The organism is Mucilaginibacter sp. P4_C11, from assembly GCF_056402115.1.
This window is the reverse complement of sequence record NZ_JBFUIA010000020.1, coordinates 78,244-97,349: the sequence shown is the minus strand read 5'-3', so window position 1 is coordinate 97,349 and position 19,106 is coordinate 78,244. Positions and strand designations below refer to the sequence as shown.

The window sequence follows — 19,106 nt, the reverse complement described above, 5'->3', positions numbered from 1 at the left end:
ATCCTGTAATCTGGAGACTACAGGCATAGTCGTCCGAGGTTAGAGAATCTGACAGCACGTTCAGCACGCGCAATATTTATGACAATGTTGTTATCAAAAATTCATCACACGCATACTCCTACTTTCGGCAATTGTTAAGATATTTACCCAAAACACACCGGGGGAATTATATTGGATACCGTAGCTATTTATGAGGATGATGAGCATGAGGGCCATACTTATATTTTAGATTTGCCTTTTGCGGCCATTACCGATACCGCTATACTCCAGCGGTCGGGCGATGGTTTTGATAATCATCCCTCCTATTATAAACAGATAGTGCCCGAGGTTATCGACATTGACAGCGGCGTGTTTTACCATGAGTTTGATGGCGATAACTTTCCGGAGGTTAACGTAGTGCAAAACAACAGCCAGCTGGTGTTAACCTGTGACTGTAATGCCAGCCACGGCAGGCTTTGCGCACATCAAACGGCAGTAGTTACCGCCATTACTAAAAAGAACGAGCTGCGCATCTATTTTGATGCCCGCCTGCGCGACGAAAAACTACGGAAAGTTGCCCTGGATTACGGCCTGGAAAATGAGCCCGACCTGGATGCTTTTTTGAAGGTGATGTATACCGATAAACAGTCGGTAATTGTTCCGCGCCTGCCCTCGCTTATCCCGGTTACCAAAGATAGCCTGGCCCAGTACGGCGAAATGCTGCTGCCCCCCGATGCGGCAATTACCGATAAGGCAGATGGCAATACCGGCCAATCAATGTGTATTGTATTAAAACAGCACAAGTACTATAAATACCTGTTTGTGGAGCTGTACAGCGCGCAAATTACCAAAGAAGGCAAAATTAAAAACCCGCTTACGCCGATAAACCCGTTAGACCAGATATGGAGTACCGACGACCATGAGCAGATCAAGTTTTTTACGGGGATAAATAAGTTTCAAAACCATATTAACAGTAAACGGTCGGCAGCCGATATATTGGCTTTGAAGGCAATTATCAAAAATCCGCTGCAATACGATTTTTATTACCACAACACCGAGGTATCTGATAATATTACGGCATCATCCATAGTGCCGGTTAAGGTGGGCTTGCTGCCGCAAAACGTAAACCTGGATATTAAACCGCGCGGGCCTTTTTATGAATTTTCGGGCCAGCTTAAAATTGATGGCGAGGTGCATCAGCTTAAAGACCTGGGCATCCGGTTCGGTTATTTTATTTTGGCAAAGGATAGGCTTTACCTGGCCGATAACCTTCAGCTATTGGGCATTATCGACCTCATGCGCAAACGGCCCGAGAACCTGCTTATCCATCACTCCAAATACAAGGAGTTTAAAACGCAACTGCTCACCAAACTGGAAGACAGGATCAGCATTGCCTATCAGCATATAAAACCGGCCACGCAGGCCCAGTTAAAGCAACAGGGCTTTGACGCCGAAACAGAACAGATCATTTACCTGTCGGATTTTGGCAGCCATGTGATGATTATTCCCGTAATGCGCTACGGCGAGGCCGAAATTCCCGTACGCACCAAACGCACCATTCACGGGCTTGACCATAAAGGCAACGAATTTATTGTGAAACGCGACGACGATGCCGAAATAGCCCTAACCGCCTTATTGGTAAGGCAGCACCCTTATTTTGAAGAACAACTGGACAACGACCTGCATTATTTTTACCTGCACAAAAGGCATTTTTTACAGGAAGAGTGGTTTTTAAATGTATTTGAAGACTGGCGTCAGCATGGCATTACCGTTTTAGGCTTTAACGAACTGGAGGGCAATAAGCTAAACCCAAACAAGGTGAATATCACCATCAGGGTGTTAAGTGGCATCAACTGGTTTAATACCGAAATAGGCATTCGCTTTGGAAAAACCAAAACCAGCCTAAAACGGGTACAAAAAGCGGTGCGCAACAAAAGCAAATACATACAACTTGACGACGGCACCCTGGGCATTTTACCTTTGGATTGGATAGAAAAATTTACCAAATACTTTAACGCCGGCGAAGTAACCGACGAGGACATTTTAAGTATCCACAAAATAAATTATACCGCCATTGCCGAACTGTTTGACCAGCAGGTAATGGACGAAGAAGTGAAAGCCGAGTTATATACCTATCGTGAAAAGTTAGCCAATTTTGACAAGATAGCGCATGTGGAGGTTTCGGCAGATTTGAAGGCTACGCTTCGCCCTTACCAGCAGCAGGGCTTAAACTGGCTCAACTTTTTGGATGATTTCAATTTTGGCGGATGCCTTGCCGATGATATGGGCCTGGGTAAAACCATGCAGATCATCGCGTTCATATTATCGCAACGCAAAAAAAGGGAACACAATACCAATTTGCTGGTAGTACCTACGTCTATCATTTTTAACTGGCAGGCCGAGGTTAAAAAGTTTGCCCCATCCATCAGGATGCACACCATTTACGGTGCCGACAGGATAAAAAGCACGGCCGATTTTGATGGCTACGAAATTATCCTGACATCGTATGGTACCTTGCTGGCCGATATTAACTTTTTAAAGCATTACCAGTTTAACTACGTTTTCCTTGACGAATCGCAGCAGATCAAAAACCCCGATTCGCAACGGTATAAAGCGGCTCGTTTGTTAAAATCGCGCAACCGGATAACCATTACCGGCACCCCTATCGAAAATAACACCTTCGATATTTACGGGCAGCTATCCTTCGCCTGCCCGGGTTTGTTGGGTACAAAGCAATATTTTAAAGATATCTACGCAGTGCCGATAGATAAGTTTAAAAGCCACAAACGCGCCGCCGAATTGCAGCATAAAATAAAACCCTTTGTTTTGCGCCGCACCAAACAACAGGTAGCAGCCGAACTGCCCGAAAAAACCGAGATGGTTTTGTACTGCGAAATGAAGGAGCAGCAACGCAAAATTTACGATGCTTACGAGAAGGAATTCCGCGAATACATCTCGGCCACCACCAGCGACGAGTTGCGAAAAACGCCGATGAATGTACTTAAGGGGTTAACCAAATTGAGGCAGATCTGTGATTCGCCCTTACTTATTGAGGGCGAGAAATTGCCGGGGAATGAATCGGCTAAGATTGATATGCTGATTGAGCAGATTGAGAGCAAACAACATCAGCATAAAATACTGGTATTCTCGCAATTTGTATCGATGCTGGAACTCATCAAAAAAGAATTGGTGAGCCGCAAAATTGAATTCAGCTGGCTCACGGGCAGTACCCGTAACCGCGAGGCCGCGGTGAACGAATTTCAAAACAACCCGAAGATCAGCGTATTCCTCATCAGCCTGAAAGCAGGTGGTACCGGCCTTAATTTAACCGAAGCCGATTACGTATACCTGGTGGACCCCTGGTGGAACCCCGCCGTTGAAAACCAGGCGATCGACAGGTCGCACCGTATAGGTCAAAACAAGCACGTGGTAGCGGTAAGGATGATTTGCCCCGATACCGTGGAAGAAAAAATTATGCAGATGCAGGACTTTAAACGCAGCCTGGCCGATAACCTGGTTAATACCGACGGCTCCTTCTTACAATCCATGTCGAAGACTGATCTGCTTGGGATTTTAGGTTGATCTGTGGTGTGTGGTGTGTGGTGTAAAAAAAAAATCTGACGTGTTTGTTTTAACCATCTTAATATAATCTATCACAGACCTCAGATCACCGCAAAACCGTAACATATCCCGTAAACCGTTGCCCATTCATTTTGGTATCTACAATATAGTAATAAACGCCAACTGGTACCGGCTGGCCGTTTGATTTACCGTCCCATGGCAGACCGTAGCCTTTGGAATGGAATATCAGGGTACCGTAACGATTAAACACATCTACAGTCGAATTTTCGTAGGCTACCAGACCTATTATCTCCCAGGTATCATTGGTGCCATCGCCATTGGGCGAGAAAGCATTGGATACCGAAAGTGTTGGCGATACCACAATATGAGTTGTACCGGTAGTTACACAACCCAGGCTATCAGTAATGGTTAATGTATACGTGGTATCTACGCTACCGGTTATTACCGGCTCTTTTGCATGGATATCGCTGATATTATAATTGGGCGACCATAAATATGCAACTGTGTTGTCATTTACCGACGGATGCAGCGTAATCGTTTTATCTTTCAACACATACCTTGTTTTTTCGGTAGTGAGCACCGGAGGGCCAAAGAATGTTATTTTAACTGAATCAGACGGTGTATAGCATTGACCGGAATTATTGACGTTAAAAGTTAAGATAACAGAACCATTCTTTCTGTCGTTAGCCCCCGGTGAATATGACGCGTTGGCCTGGTTGCCTGAATTAAAATGACCGTCGCCTTTGGCCGTACTCCAGGAACCTGTACCACCGGGCACCAGGATCTTTCCGGCCAATTGTACCAATTGATCCTGCGAGCAAACATTCTGATCCTTACCGGCATCGGCGCCAGGCTCCTGCCCATATACAATATTTAGGGTTGAGGTTGATATTGTACAATCGTCCTTGCTGGTAGATGACAAGGTTATGGTAACCTTACCTGTAGCCTTTTCTTCTGGCGATGGGATGTACTGCACATTATCGATAGTTGTAGACGATGGCAAAAATTTCCCTTTCGGGTTGCTTGACGACCAGATACCGGTTGTAGTACCACCAGTTACCGACCCTTTAAGTGGAATTGACGTAGCGTTAACACAAACCAGCAGCGGGCCCGTAGCCTCGGCAAGTGGCGGCTGGTTTACCTGCACAGTGGTAACACCGGCATCGCTTGTACACCCGGCAACAGTAACAAATAAGTTATAAGTACCAGCGCTTGCCGCAGTAGCCGGGATATCCGGGTTTTGCGATGTTGATGAATAACCGTTAGGCCCTGTCCACATATATGTAGCGCCTGCTAACGATGGGGTACGTAAATTAATGGTATTGCCCAGGCACACCGGCGAATTGCTGTTAGCCTGTGGCACGTTGGGTTTGGGGTTAACTGTTACCGGATGCGTAAATGGGAGGCCGGAGCAACCATAGGCAATCGGTGTTAAAATATAATTAACGGTCACAGCCGATGTTGTAGTGTTTGTTAAGGCCTCATCAATCAACGCGGTGTTACCGGTAGCCGCCGGATTGCTAATGCCCGGCACTGCTGCCCTGCTCCAGGTAAACGTTGCGATGGGTACATTGGATGTTATGGTATAATTTTGTGGTGTTTTGTTACATGCCAGGGATGTGGTATCGCTGGTAATATTAAGTGCCGGGTTAACAGTAACCACCCAACTGAATGGCGCCCCATCACAATCGTTGGTTTTATAGCTAATGGTGTATACAACATCAACCGGGGTAGTATTGGTATTGTATAAAACTTCCCTGATAACATTTGAAGCCTGGCCGTTCACCGCGTTATTGGTAATGCCGGGCACTGCAGCCCTACTCCAGCTAAATGAAGTATTGGCCGTGCTAAATTTTATAGTGTAATTGGCAGAGGTACCATTGCAAATTGTATCCTTTGCAGAACTGGTTATCACTGGTGTAGGGTAAACTGTAACAACATAATTAATAGGCGTACCTGAACATGTGCCACCTGTTGGTGTGATTGCGTAGGTTACATTTATTGGATTGGCCGTGGTATTTATTAACGTTTCGGAAATTAAAGCGCTGGATTGGTTTGAAACTGCCGGGTTACTAATACCGGCTACAGCCGCCCGCCCCCAGCTAAATGTAGCATTTGGCAAATTGGCCGTTATGGTATAATTTAAAGGGTTGCCGCTGCAGATAAAACCGCTTGAGGCGCTGGTAATGTAAGGTATTGAGTTAACTATAACAACTACCTTTTTCATAGCGCTTACGCATTGCCCTACTGTACTTTGTACATTATAAAATGTGCTGGTGTTTAATGGTGATGTTGTAAGCGTGTTGCCTGTGGCCACGGTTTGCCCGCTTTCGTTAAACCATTGGTAGTTTCCGACGGAGCCGCCTGCAATAAATTTTGCTGTACCTCCGGCGCAAATAACAAGCGTATCTGCAGAGGTTGTGGGCGTTGGTGGTTGGTCAAAAATACTTACCGTTACAGCTGTACGCGGACTTGAGAGCCCGTTTACAGTAGTTTGCACATAATAAGTGGTAGTAGCCGTAAGTGCGGGAGTGGTATAACTTGCACCTTGTTTTATTGATGAGCCACCATTAGCTATGGTAAACCAATTATAGGTTCCCCCGGGTGCTGTAGCCGTTAGCGTGGTGCTGCTGCCGGTGCAAATCTGGGCATCTTGGGCAGTAGGCGCCGGCGGAGGCGTGTTAAACAAAATGGTTACCGTTGCCGATACTGCATTACACGCCCCGGCAGGCTTATTTGAAAGTAAGGTTAGCACAGCCTTGCTTTCGTTATTTGCAGGAGTATAAACGGCGTGGAGGTCATTCACATCAGAAAATTGTCCTGCGCCACCAGACCAGGTGCCTCCTGATGCACCGGTTATACTGCCATTTAAAGTAACCGGCGTATTTAGCGGCACGCTCTGATTGCTCCCCGCGGTAATTACAACGGCGTCATCAATGGTAATTTTAAAAGTCGATGAATCGCCAGCAAAACCGCCGCTGGGTGGTATAGTGTTTTGCACAGTATATGTTCCCTTGCTGGTATTTTTTAAATCTATTTCGCCGGTGAATTTGTCTACAAAGGTTAATCCGGCGGGCGATGCTGTGAAAACACCGGCGCTGGCACCAGCTGCAAACTGGGGTTTAGGGTTGGTCCCGGCTTTACAAACAGGGGTATTATATGTAAAAGTAGTAAGAGGATTATCGGTAATAGTTATAGTAACCGAATAAGTGCCCGAACAAGTACCGCTACTGGTATAAACTATTTTATAGGTCCCGGGAGTACTTGCGCCTATATTAATTTGCCCTGTTGTAGTACTTACAAACACTACGCCTGAAGGTGCGCTGAAAGTACCACCGCCAGATGGGTTGATAATAGCCGGCGTTGGATTTGCGCCTGTTGTTGCAAATGTTGACGATGAATAGGTAAACGTAGTACCGCTGTTATCAACAGTAACTGTAATTGGGGTGCGCGTGCTGGTGCAAGCCCCCGATGTACTTTGCAGATAATAAGTTGTATTGGCAGATAATTGCGGCGTTGTATAACTGTTTCCTGTATGCAAAGATACACCTCCGGAGGGTACTGCATACCAATCGATACTTTCGCCCGCGGGTACGCTGGCTGTAAGATTGGCTGTAGTACCCGGACAAATTGTAGGCGACGGCCCGGCTACCGGCGATTGCGGCAATGGTGTAACCGTCACCTTTACCGGAGCAGGAGCGCTGCTGCAACCATTAACGGTAACTTGTACGGTGTATGTAGTGGTAGATGTTAACGCCGGGGTAGTAAATGTTTGCCCAATCTGAAGGAGCGTATTACTGCTATCATACCATGCATAATTTCCGGCGGGCCCGCTTGCTGTCAGGGTTACCGGGGTTCCTGAGCAAGTGCTGGTATCATGTACTACGGGTGGGGTTACCTGGCTTAATACAGGTACTTTTACCGCAGTACGGGCGCTTGTACACTGCCCTACTACAGTTTGCACATAATAGGTAGTGGTAGTGGTTAACGCCGGTGTTGTGAATTTTCCGTTCTCGGTAACCGGCAATGCGTTATTATCGGTAGCGGTTGCAAACCATTGGTAGGTGCCTCCGGGAGCGGTAGCGGTAAGCTCGGCTGTGGAACCGTAACAGGTAATGGGTGGGTTTAATACCGATGGTGCCGGAACAAGCGGCGCAACCACAACATTTACCGGGCTAAGCGTGCTATTACAGCCTGAATTAACGGCCATAAGATAGTAAGTAATATCCTGGGTTAATGGTGGGGTATCATAGGTAAGGCCTTGTTTTAAAAAGTGTTTGCCATCCGCATCGGCATACCATTGGTAGGTGCCTGATGTGCCCGCTGTTAGGTGTGCGCTGCTGTTATAACAGCTATTTACGGTTTGTTGCGGTGGGGCTGCGGGTATAGGTGTTACCGTAACATTAACCGGTACACGGGCACTTTGGCAATCGTTTAACGTGCTTTGTACGTAGTAGGTGGTATTGGCAGTAAGCGCCGGTGTTGTATAATCCGGGCTTGATATTAAAGGGGTGCCGCCGGTTGGTGTATCAAACCAATCAACAACGCCGGATGGCGAATCGGCGTGTAAAGTGATGACCGAACCTGAACATACCGAATTGTTGCTGTTAACCGTGGGTGATTGCGGCGCCGAGGTTACCGTGGCTGATACAGCGGTACGCTGGCTTGTGCAACCGTTAACAGTTGAAGATACAAAATAAGTTACTGATTGATTTAATGATGCTATGGTAAGCGTTGGGCCGGTATTAACAACATTTGTTGACGTGTTTGAGGTATACCAGCTATAATTATCACCGTTGCTTACCGATAGCGTAACCGGGCTACCTGCACAGGCTTTAACACTGTGGGCTACCGGTCTGCCTAAAACGTTAACAGAAACAGTAACCCGGGCGCTTGTACAGCCGGCAGTAGTAGTTTCAACATAGTAAGCTGAAAAGCCGTTAACGGGAGGCGTATCGTAACTGGTGCCTGTATGAAAAGGACTGCCGCCTGCCGCCTGCGTATACCATTGAAAACTATCACCTGCCGATGTAATCTGAAGATGGGCGCTTGTACCCTGGCAAACTGTACCCCCACCTGTTATTACAGGCGCTGTAGGCGTTGGCGTAATGCTTACCGTAATTGTTTTACTGGCCGTACATCCCGAGGATTTATCGGTAACAGTGACCGTATAACTACCTGCTTTGTTTACGTGAATTGGGTTAACATTTTCGCCTGTACTCCAGGCATAATCATAACTGCCGGTACCACCAGCGGGCGTAGCTGTTAAATCAATGGTATTGCCTGCACATATGCCCGGCTCCGAAGAAGCTATGGATACAGATAATGAGCATGACTGACAAAGGCCACGCAGGGAAATAAGTAAAAAAATAAAAAAAAGTAGACGGATCTTCATTAACCTCAATATCTATTCGTTTCAGCTTTATGATAATAAGGTCTGGTTTAAATAAATCCTTAAACCGGTAAATTATTTACAACCAATAACATAGCCAACAACACTGTTCTTATAGAAATCAATTCTCAACCTTTATACGTACAATAAACAAAAGGGTTTGGTTTATTGTAAAATTTTCTACTTAATTTTTCATTTCTTATAGCTGAACCGCCTGTTAAATTTCAAATCACAAAAAAAACCGGCTGTCGAGTCCGGTTCTAAATTCAAAAAGCGTTTTGATAAATGTTACTTTTTTTGAGTTACTCTAACCCAATCAACCAGCATTTTTGCTTCGCCTTTTTTAACAAGATTTACTGACGATGCCGGCATACCGTTATACGGCGACATTACACCATTTATTTTTACAGGATAAGCACCACCTAAAGCATAGTTCAGGATAAGGTACTTCCTGGTATCAAACGCCCACTTGCCGTAATGATTTGTCATTTTTTTATTTACCCTGAACATCAATTTGCCATCGTAAATAAAATTCAGGGCATCGGGTGTCCATTCAACGGCGTAAGTATGCCATTGGGTAACATCGTTGCCTGCTGTAAAATATTGCCGGTTTACAAAAGGGGTTTCGCCAAAGTAGCCGGGGCCGTGCACGGCAGCACTTGCCCAATCCTTCTCGCCTACGTATTCCATAATGTCAATTTCGCCGCATTCGGGCCAGGCACCTTTGCCCAGCATCCACCAGGCGGGCCAAAGTCCGGCACCATCTGTAAGTTTAATCCTTGCTTCCGCTTTGCCGTAGGTAAACTCAAATTTATTTTCGGTGGTTAGCCGCGCCGATATAAAATCAAAATTTTGTCCATCCTTTGTTTTAAAGCCTGGCATCGATTGTGGCCTTATTATCAAAGCGCCATTCCTTGCCCCTTCAGCAGCTGTTCCGTTTACCAGGAATGCCGTCGCGTTAGTATCTATATAAGCCTGCAATTCATTGTTGTTATGCTGACCTGTTATCTCGGCCCCCCATTTACCCCGATCCAGTTTTTTGCCCGAGAAATCGTCGAAAAAAACAACTTTTTCTGCCGTTTTTAATGTCGCTTTTTTCTTTTGAGCAAAGCTGGGTGTTGTTGGCATCAGGATAGCACAAAGCGGAAGTAAAAAACAGTACCTATACTTTCGATAGTTTATCATAAATTACGATTAAGTGAATTTTTAATTAGTTGTCGTATTAATTACAACACCATCTACCCAGGCTTTATGCGCAGGTAAATGGCGTTGCAAGTTAAACTTATTGGTAAAGCCGGATATAATCAACCTCCATCTGGGCGTTGTTAAATGCAGGATCAACCGCGCCTCCAAAATTACCCCCCATAGCCACATTAAGTATGATAAAAAATTTGTGGTTAAATGGCAAGCTGTTGTCATTAGGCACGGTAAAATAAACTACGTCATCAACCATAAATTTGATAGCCGTTGCCGACCAATCTATAGCATACCTATGAAAATCGGTAGTGGCGCCTGTAATGACCGTAGTGCCTCCTACAGAATTGCCGCCCGAATGGCCCGGATAATGTACCGTACCATAAATCTTATTCAAATCGCGGCCAAGGTGTTCCACAATATCTATCTCGCCGCAGCCGGGCCAGGGATTAGTGGAAATATCATCGCCCATTGCCCATATAGCAGGCCACGTACCCGAGCCGGCAGGCATTTTGGCCCTTATTTCTATCTTACCATATTTAAACGAAAACTTGTTAAGCGTCAAAATTCTTGCCGATGTATAAGCGCTGCCCATATAATCCTCTTTTTTGAGTTTTATCTTAAGCGTGCCGCCCGATATGATAACGTTATCGCTCCGATTGGTATAATATTCAAGCTCATTATTACCCCAGCCATTATTGTTACCCAGATCATACCCCCATATTGCCGAATTTGGCGCACCATCGGTATTGAACTCTTCGGCCCAGGTTGCACCTGCCCCGGTTCCGCCTCCGGTGTCTGCGGTTAATGAAACCGTTACCTGGATAGATTTTGCGGCTGTTTGCCCTGTGCTGCTTTTTGCAGTAACTTTTACAGTATAAGTACCCGCTGCCGGGTACTTATAGGTTACAGATCCTGATGTAGATGTTTGAAAAACACCATTGCCAAAATCAAACTCATAACTTACTGCATTGGTGGCAGTAGCGTTAAAAGTTACATTGCCACTGGCATCGGTGCTTACGTTTGATGTCATATCCAACCCGGTGGGCGGATTATTGGGGGTACCGGTACCGCTGCTTTTTTTACTGCAGGCGGCAAGTGATGATACCAGTAGAATTAATATTACGACTTTTAAAAATTTCATATCCAGGTTATTTAACTTTTAATTTTTGATACCATGCCAGTCCGTCGATACCGATGTTACGTAACGATATATTGGTATCGCTGATTGATAAGATCTCGTAGGTATTGCCGCCCGTACCAAAGTTAATCAATCCGTTACCCGGCACAACAAATTGCACCATGGTTGAATTGCCTGAATTTGAGCCAGATGAAGCATCCATAAATACCAGCTTTTTAGCGCCCGTTTCATCAATAGCATAGCAATTATCGCTGCCGCTTACCCCGTAATGCGCGGTTGACGCCGCTATAAAAAATGATTGCCCCTTGTTATCAATGGTCATGATGATGTTTCCATTGGTATCTTTGGTAAATGTTATCTCGTCGTCGTACAAACAATCGGCGCGCTGATTTGGCGAGGCTGCATAGTAATCGGGTGTAAACGTATTGGTTGGCCCTACCCCTACGTGCCCGGGCGCTGTTCTGTCTGTTACCCACGTACGCGATGAGCTGCCTGTTAAGCCCGAAACTATTGCCGGCGGAATGGTATAGGCTACATATACTGTTATTTTTTTGCTGATGGTTGACGTTACGCCACCAGTACCAACAGCATTCACCGTAATGGTATAGTCAAATGTGCCAGGATTATTGTATTTGTAGGTAATAACGCCCGATGATACAATTTGCTTGTTGCCGTCGCCAAAGTCGATGTTATAGGTAATGGCGTTGCTTGCAGTTACGGCTATAGCTACAGTACCCGCACCCGATCCGGCGGGGTTTGCGGCGTCGGCACCGGTAATGGTTGCCGTTAATTTAAGATCGGCCGGCGTTTTGATACTGCCGAACTGATATTTTTGCTTTGTACAGCTGCTATAAACTATCGCGGCAGCGGCAAAAAATATGGCGATTAATTTTATATTGAATTTCATGATCTGTTAATATTAATTAAGTGAAATATCATCAAACAACCAGGTGTAATTGGCAGATCCATCGCCACTTGTTCCGTTATCAAATATCAGTACCACTTTTTGGTATGATTTTGCGGTGTTAATGGTGCTGTAATCAAACGTGAGCGTTTCCCATTCATTGGCTTTGGTGGTAGTCACTTGTTTTTCAAAGCTGGTACCGCCATCAGTCAGGTTTTCAACTTTCAGCAATACTTTTGCACCTACCCTTGGCGAGTAAACTTTCATGGTAAAGGTTTTCTTTGTCGAAAAATCAATTGGGTTTGGTAAGGTAATATAGCTACCGCCATAGGTTTCGCCAGGATTTTTAACCATTTTACCAACTTTGGCACTGGTGTTTATACCCGATGATTTGGGGTTGGCAATTACAGTTACAGTTCCGCCATTAAAATCGGTAAATGCATAACTTAATGTAGTTGATTCAAAAGTGAGCGGGATACCTAAAACTTCAGGACGGGAGGCGGCCATCTTCACATCATCCCAATAGAATTTTTTACCATTACCTGCAGTACCAAAATCAAAGAAAATGGATGCCTTATCATAGGTAGTACCATAATTAACAGCAGGTGTACCAGATGAGTTTTTGGTAAAATCAAACGTTAGCGTTTCCCAGCCGTTAGCCACCGTACTTAACACATCCGTTTCGACCGAATTGGCGCCATTGGTGTGATCTTCCAGCTTCAATTTGATATCGATGCCAGCCGCCGGCGAGTAAACCCGTACTGTCATTTTGTTGCTTGTTGCAGTTAGGGGCACTTTTGCAAGGAACCCGGCTGGCGTACCAATGGTTACACCCGCCCATACTTCGGCACCGTTTGGCTTGGTAGTAAGTTTTACTTTATTAGCTGCGTTGGTTGGGTCAACGGCATCGGTTGTTTGGTCGTTGCCAAAATTGGTCATGGTATAGTTAACCGTAGCATCATCAAATGTAACCGGCAGGTTTATCTGTGTTAATGCAGGGGCCGATGGAACAAACTTCAAATCGTCGGCATAATATGCCTTGCCATCGCCGTTTACGCCAAAGTTGAAGAACAATGATGCTTTGTCATAAGTATACGCCGCGTTTAATCCCGGCGTGCCTGCGGCCGGCGAATTAAAGTCGAATGTCAGCGTTTCCCATTTATTGGCAACGGTTGTTTTAACGTCGGTTTCAACAGCGTGGTTGCCGTTGGTATGGTCTTCAATTTTTAGTTTGATATCCAATCCTGCCGCAGGCGAATAAACCCGCACGCTCATTTTTGATGAAGCCGCAGTAACAGGAATTTTAGATGCAAAACCTAAGGAAGTACCAATGGTGGTACCAGCCCAAACTTCAGATCCGGCTGTTTTAATGGCCTTTAAAACTTTATTAGCCGGGTTGGCCGGATCGGCCGCTACAGATGATTGATTGCCACCAAAATCGCTCATGGTGTAATCATAATTAGGATCATCAAAAGTAACCGGCAAATCTATTTGCTTGCCAACTTTGATGGTATCAAGCAAAGTAGTTGTTGCCGCGCCGCCGCTAAGTGCCACAACCCTAACTACGTACACGCCTGCACCGGCGTAAGCGTGGGTTAAAGTTTGTCCTTCTAAAAACGCCTTAAAAGGCTCGGGGTTAACCGCTGTCGAATCGCCATAGTAAACCTTAAATAAGGTTTCGTAGGTGGCAGATGCCGATAGGCTAATACTTAAACCCGATGTAGTTACCGTAGCTTTCAAGTTTTCGGGAGCGCGGAACGACACGGTTAACGGCTGGGTAAATTCGGTTGTTTTACCGTTAAGGCCGTGGCCTACAATTTTAACCGTGTAATTACCTTCGGCATAAGTGTGCTGTACGTTTTTACCCGACTGCACTTTTACGTAAGTACTACCCGCATCGCCATAATAAACATCGTATGATACCGCTCCCTCGCCATTTGGCGTAATGGTTACCAGTCCCGAGTTATCCTGCGTAATATCAAACAGGACAGATAGCTTAGCAGGCGATGTAATACCGTTTACAAAAGAAGTATCAGTGTATGATTCTTTTTTGCAACCCGCGGTAACGGCCAGTAATAACGCTATGCTATAAAAATATTTTCTTGCATTCATGATCGTTAGTTTTAATAGTTAAATGAATTAATATCCCGGGTTTTGTGTTAAGCCCGAAACATCCACTTCTGACTGCGGGATGGCAAATACTTCGTTTTTACCCGTTTTAAAGCCCGGAATTTTCGCGGCGGCCTGCCCTGTTCTAACCAAATCAAAAAACCTGTCGCCCTCCATAGCCAGTTCCAGCCTTCTCTCGTCCCAGATAGCCTGTTTTAACGCTGCGCCGGTTAAGGTGATATTGTGGTTAGCATCGCCAAATGCACGCTGGCGTACCTGGTTCAGGTACCCCTGTGCCTTTACATCGTTGGGCGCGGTAGCGCGGTTGTTGGCTTCAGCAGCCATCAGCAACACTTCGGCGTAACGGATAGTACGGAAGTTGTTTAAATAGTTCAACTCCACCTGACCAGATGTTTCGCCTTTGCGGGGCAGGTATTTACCATTGTACAGGCCCGTATTTTTATATGGCGCTACCTGGTAAGTAATACCTAATGCAGGATTGGCATTTTTGTAGGCTTCGATATCAAAAGTTGTTACCGCTTTACGCTGATCGCCGGCGGAATAAGCCGAGGCTAAATTTTGCGACGGCAGGTTGGTGCTCCAGCCGGCTGCATACGGAATATTGCCGTTTAAACCACGGATGCCGCATTGCTGTACCGAGTAGTTACCCTGGCCCCGGGTTACACCGCCCCAATTGTAATAAGGCGATCCATTGGTGTATTGGATCTCGAATACCGATTCAGACCCGTTTTCGCCGGCCGCCAGGAATATCGAATTAAAATCGGCCACTAACGAGAAAGCGTTGGAGGTAATTACGGTTTCTAATGTTGACGCTGCCTGATCAAACTTGTTTTCGTAAAGGTAAACCTTACCTAATAACGCCTGCGCGGCATATTTGGTAATGCGGCCTTTTTGTGTTTGTACAGCAGGTAATGCAGCAATAGCACTGGCCAAATCGGCCTCAATTGCTTTATAAACATCAGCCTTAGGCGATCTTTTTAAAGTACGTGAATCGGTTACGCCCAAACGCTTGTCGGTAAACAAGGGAACATCGCCAAACATGCGTACCAGCGAAAAATAGTAGTAAGCACGTAAAAAGTAAATCTCGCCATAAAGGGCATCCTTACCAGCAAAAGTAATGGTTTGGCCTGCCAGGTTTTTATCCTTGTACTGGGTTAAATAATTGGCCCGGTTAACACCCTCGTAGGCCACCTGCCATAAATCGGTCATGGTTGAGTTGATGGGTGTGTTGGTATAATCATCTATCTGTTGTAACGACAACACATCTGATGCGCTCTCGCCCCCGGTTACCGAATTATCTGAGGCGATATCGCCCACGGGAACCATCTGGTTTAGCCATTGTAACGGCGAGTACGCGCTAATTACCATGGTGCGGTAATCAGTCTCCGATTTTAAATAGTCCTGCTCCGTTGTCACAAAATCTTCATGCGGATTGTAATCCACAAACTTTTTGCAGGATGCAAGTATGGTAACCAGGGTAACCAAACTCATTAATATATATTTCTTCTTCATTGTAATATGATCTATTTAAATGATTATAATTTGATATCAAGGCCAAATGAATAGATGCGTGGTTGCGGATATTCGCCACGATCAACACCTGTATCCAGGATGCCGCCTGATATTTCCGGATCATAACCGGTATACTTGGTTATTACAAAAGCGTTTTTAACCTGGCCGTATAGGCGCACACTGTTAAACACCTTTCCGGTTATTGATTTAGGAAAGGTATAGCCCAGCTGCAGGTTTTTAATCTTTACAAATGAACCGTTCTCAACATACCTGTCAGATACGCGGATGTTGCTGTTAGGATCGGTAAATGAGTATCTTGGGTTATGGGCATCGTTGGTAGTTCCGGGGCCTGTCCACCTGGCCAGTACGCTGCGGAATTTATTGGTATAGTTTCCATTACGCTCGTAAGCCCTATAAATATCGTTGCCGATAGATGCATAAGTAAAGGCGCTAAAATCGAAGCCTTTGTATGATGCACTCAAATTCCAGCCGATGGTGAATTTAGGGAAAGGGTCACCAATTTTGGTTTGGTCGTTAGCGTCTATCTTGCCGTCTTTGTTTATGTCAACATAACGGATATCGCCAGGTTGCGCGCCCGACTGGGTAGGTGCTTTGGCAATTTCATCCGCAGTTTGAAACAGGCCATCCGTTTTATAGCCATAAAAATAACCGGGAGTAAAGCCTTTCTGGAACACAGTAACTGTTTGCGATTGACCGTTAAAATAGCCCCCTCCGTATATTTTGGCGCTGTTATCGGTATTGGTAGCGGTTACCAGGTTTTTTGCTGTAGTAAACGTAAACGTATTACCCAGTTTAAAATCCTTGTTTAAGGTTTCATTATAGCTTAGGGTGATATCAAAACCGTTAGTTTTGGTTGAGCCAATGTTGGCTGTAGGGATTGGCACAGTACCCAGGTATAAGGAAGCATTCGGCGTAAATAATAAGCCGTTTACTTTTTTCTGGTAGTAATCTGCCGAGATATTAAGTTTGCTGTTAAAGAAATGAATATCAAAACCTACGTTTGATTGTAACTGGCGCTCCCATTTCAAGCTGTTATTGGCAGCCGATGCAACAGTTGAACCCGGATAAAATACATTATCAAAGTTGTAACCATTACTGTTGGCAGTTGGGCCGTAATCAGGGCCGCCGGTTGAAATTTTTACATATTGCGGGCTAACGTTTTCGTTACCGATAGCGCCATAGCTACCCCTGATTTTTAAATAATCAATAAAAGGAACTTTAAAAAAGTCTTCGCTTGTTACAACCCACCCCAACGAACCGGAGTAGAAATTACCGAACTTATTATTGGTACCAAAAGCGTACGAACCATCGCGACGGGCCACAAACGACGCCAGGTACTTTTCTTTATAATCGTAGTTTACACGACCGAAGTACGAAACATTCCGGCGGAAATACTGGTAGTAGTAGCCACTAAGCGCATTGGTATTTGTAGCCGAATTTGTGCCGGTTGCGGCTGTAAAATCGGCAAATTCCCAGGAGTTATAAGGCACATCCTGCCTGCTTGCCCCATCGGCGTTGCCAGATGTGCGGTATAGCGAGAAACCTGCGGTAGTTTCAAAATGATTGTCTTTATCCAGGTTAAAATTGTAATTACCATAGGTTTCCCAAGAATAATTAAAGTTGCTGTCCTTTTCGTGCGATACGCTGTTGTGCATGCCGGTAACGGTTGTTCCGTCGGCATTCATCGTATTATCTACGTTCTGGGGGCCATAAAATACAAGAGGTGTAAATGTTTTTGCATTTGAATCATATTTGGTGTAGCCAAACCTGCTGGTTAAAGTTAAGCCTTTAAATACATCGTACTGCAATTCAAATTTGCCGTACAGTTTGTTGCCTGTGTTTGTGTTGTAGGTATTATCCAGTTTGGTAAGCGGGTTATAAACCTCCGAGAAAATATGGTTACTAAAGCCGTATTTCCCTACCGTATTGGGTACGTTATTATAAATGGGTACGGTTGGATCAAAGTTTAACGCACTACCCAAGATGCTGTTGAAAGAATTTTCCTGGATGCCTTTTGATTTAAGGATTACATCGGTTGCGTTGATAGTAAATTTTAACTTTTTGCTTAGCTGGAAGTTAAGGTTCGCGGTAAAGTTCCCTCTGTCAAACCTCGATTTATCAATGCCCCCAACAATACCACCCTGGCTTTGGTAGCCGCCGGACAGGAAATAGTTCACGTTTTCGCTGCCGCCCGTAGCCGATAAGTTATACGTTTGCATGGGGGCGGTATGGAAAATTTGTTTTTGCCAATCGGTACCAACGCCGAGTGTGCTCAGGTCAGGAAATATCACGCTGCCACCCGAAGTAACGCTACCTTCGTTTACAATAGCGCCATATTCAGAAGCATTTAATACACCAATTGTGCGGGCTACTTCCTGAATACCGTAATTGGTGGTTAGGGCAATTTGCGGTTTCTGGTTCTTTTTGCCGGTTTTGGTGGTTACTACTATTACACCATTACCCCCATGTACACCATATATGGCTGTTGTAGCCGCATCTTTAAGCACGTTGATCGATTCGATATCAATTGGATTGATGGAGTTAAAATCGGTTAAAGTTTGCTGCACACCATCGATAATTACCGTTGGGTCGGTACCCGAAAATGATGGGATACCCCTTACCAGCACCGTAGGCTTTGAGCCCGGCGAACCGCTTTGGATAACGCTTACGCCGGCTGCCTGCCCCTGCAGCGCTTCTTCTGCCCGTGTAGGGGTTAGTTTTTGGATGTCTGATGCTTTTATTGTTGATATGGCGCCCGAAACTTTGGTTATTTTTTGCGTTCCGTAACCAACCACTACTACTTCATTCAGGGCCTTTGCCGCGTTGTCTTCCAAGGAAAAGTCAAGTACGCCGCCTTTTGACACCGTTTTTTCTGCGGTTTCCATACCCAGGAATGATACTACGATGGTAGCGCCAACCTGCGGTATATTAAGCGAATAATTACCATTTACATCTGTTATTGCACCTGTGGTTGTACCTTTAATAGATACTGATGCACCGGGTAAAGGCTGCCCATCTGATTTTTGGGTTACTTTACCGGTTAATCGAACGTTTTGCGCAAATGCACCGCTTACAAAGCAAAATAGTAAGGCGATGCACATGCAAAACCTGAGTTTTACTTGCATACAAATTTGAATTTTAGGTTATATAATTATAATTGAAAGCTGCATTCCAGGCTTGTTACCCTCGCGCAGCGCACCTGGTCAGGATGCGGAATAAACGATTTTATATGGTTCAGGGTGGAAATTCGG

General features: G+C 45.2%; 8 protein-coding genes. 1 reads left to right on the top strand and 7 read right to left on the bottom strand.

The annotated features are described in order from the left end of the window. The first annotated feature begins 171 nt into the window (after window positions 1-171). Complete coding sequence (locus AC1DU2_RS18840) at window positions 172-3,561, top strand: DEAD/DEAH box helicase (protein WP_477385993.1); 3,390 nt, start codon at window positions 172-174, stop codon at window positions 3,559-3,561. Window positions 3,562-3,646: 85 nt separating this feature from the next. Here AC1DU2_RS18840 and AC1DU2_RS18835 read toward each other — a convergent pair whose 3' ends face one another. From AC1DU2_RS18835 to AC1DU2_RS18805, 7 genes are all read right to left on the bottom strand, one after another. After that, entirely contained in the window at window positions 3,647-8,956 is a 5,310-nt protein-coding gene (locus AC1DU2_RS18835; RefSeq protein ID WP_477385991.1) for an Ig-like domain-containing protein, read from the bottom strand. Window positions 8,957-9,241: 285 nt separating this feature from the next. Next, window positions 9,242-10,081, bottom strand: a complete 840-nt coding sequence (locus AC1DU2_RS18830) for a glycoside hydrolase family 16 protein (protein ID WP_477385989.1) — start codon at window positions 10,079-10,081, stop codon at window positions 9,242-9,244. 154 nt (window positions 10,082-10,235) lie between these two features. Further along, a complete protein-coding gene (locus AC1DU2_RS18825; protein WP_477358190.1) occupies window positions 10,236-11,291 on the bottom strand; it encodes a family 16 glycosylhydrolase in 1,056 nt (351 codons plus the stop codon). A 7-nt stretch (window positions 11,292-11,298) separates the two neighbouring features. Beyond that, the gene (locus AC1DU2_RS18820) at window positions 11,299-12,195 is read right to left on the bottom strand and encodes a PKD domain-containing protein (protein WP_477385987.1); all 897 of its coding nucleotides are present in this window, start codon (window positions 12,193-12,195) and stop codon (window positions 11,299-11,301) included. Between the two features lie 12 nt (window positions 12,196-12,207). Continuing rightward, a complete protein-coding gene (locus tag AC1DU2_RS18815) occupies window positions 12,208-14,304 on the bottom strand; it encodes a phage tail protein (RefSeq protein ID WP_477358184.1) in 2,097 nt (698 codons plus the stop codon). A 27-nt stretch (window positions 14,305-14,331) separates the two neighbouring features. Then, window positions 14,332-15,834: a RagB/SusD family nutrient uptake outer membrane protein gene (locus tag AC1DU2_RS18810; protein WP_477358181.1), complete on the bottom strand. Its 1,503-nt coding sequence runs from the start codon at window positions 15,832-15,834 to the stop codon at window positions 14,332-14,334. A gap of 23 nt (window positions 15,835-15,857) precedes the next feature. Further along, window positions 15,858-18,980 carry a SusC/RagA family TonB-linked outer membrane protein gene (locus AC1DU2_RS18805; RefSeq protein WP_477385984.1) on the bottom strand — a complete coding sequence of 1,041 codons (3,123 nt, stop codon included), beginning with the start codon at window positions 18,978-18,980 and terminating at the stop codon, window positions 15,858-15,860. Window positions 18,981-19,106 lie beyond the last annotated feature (126 nt).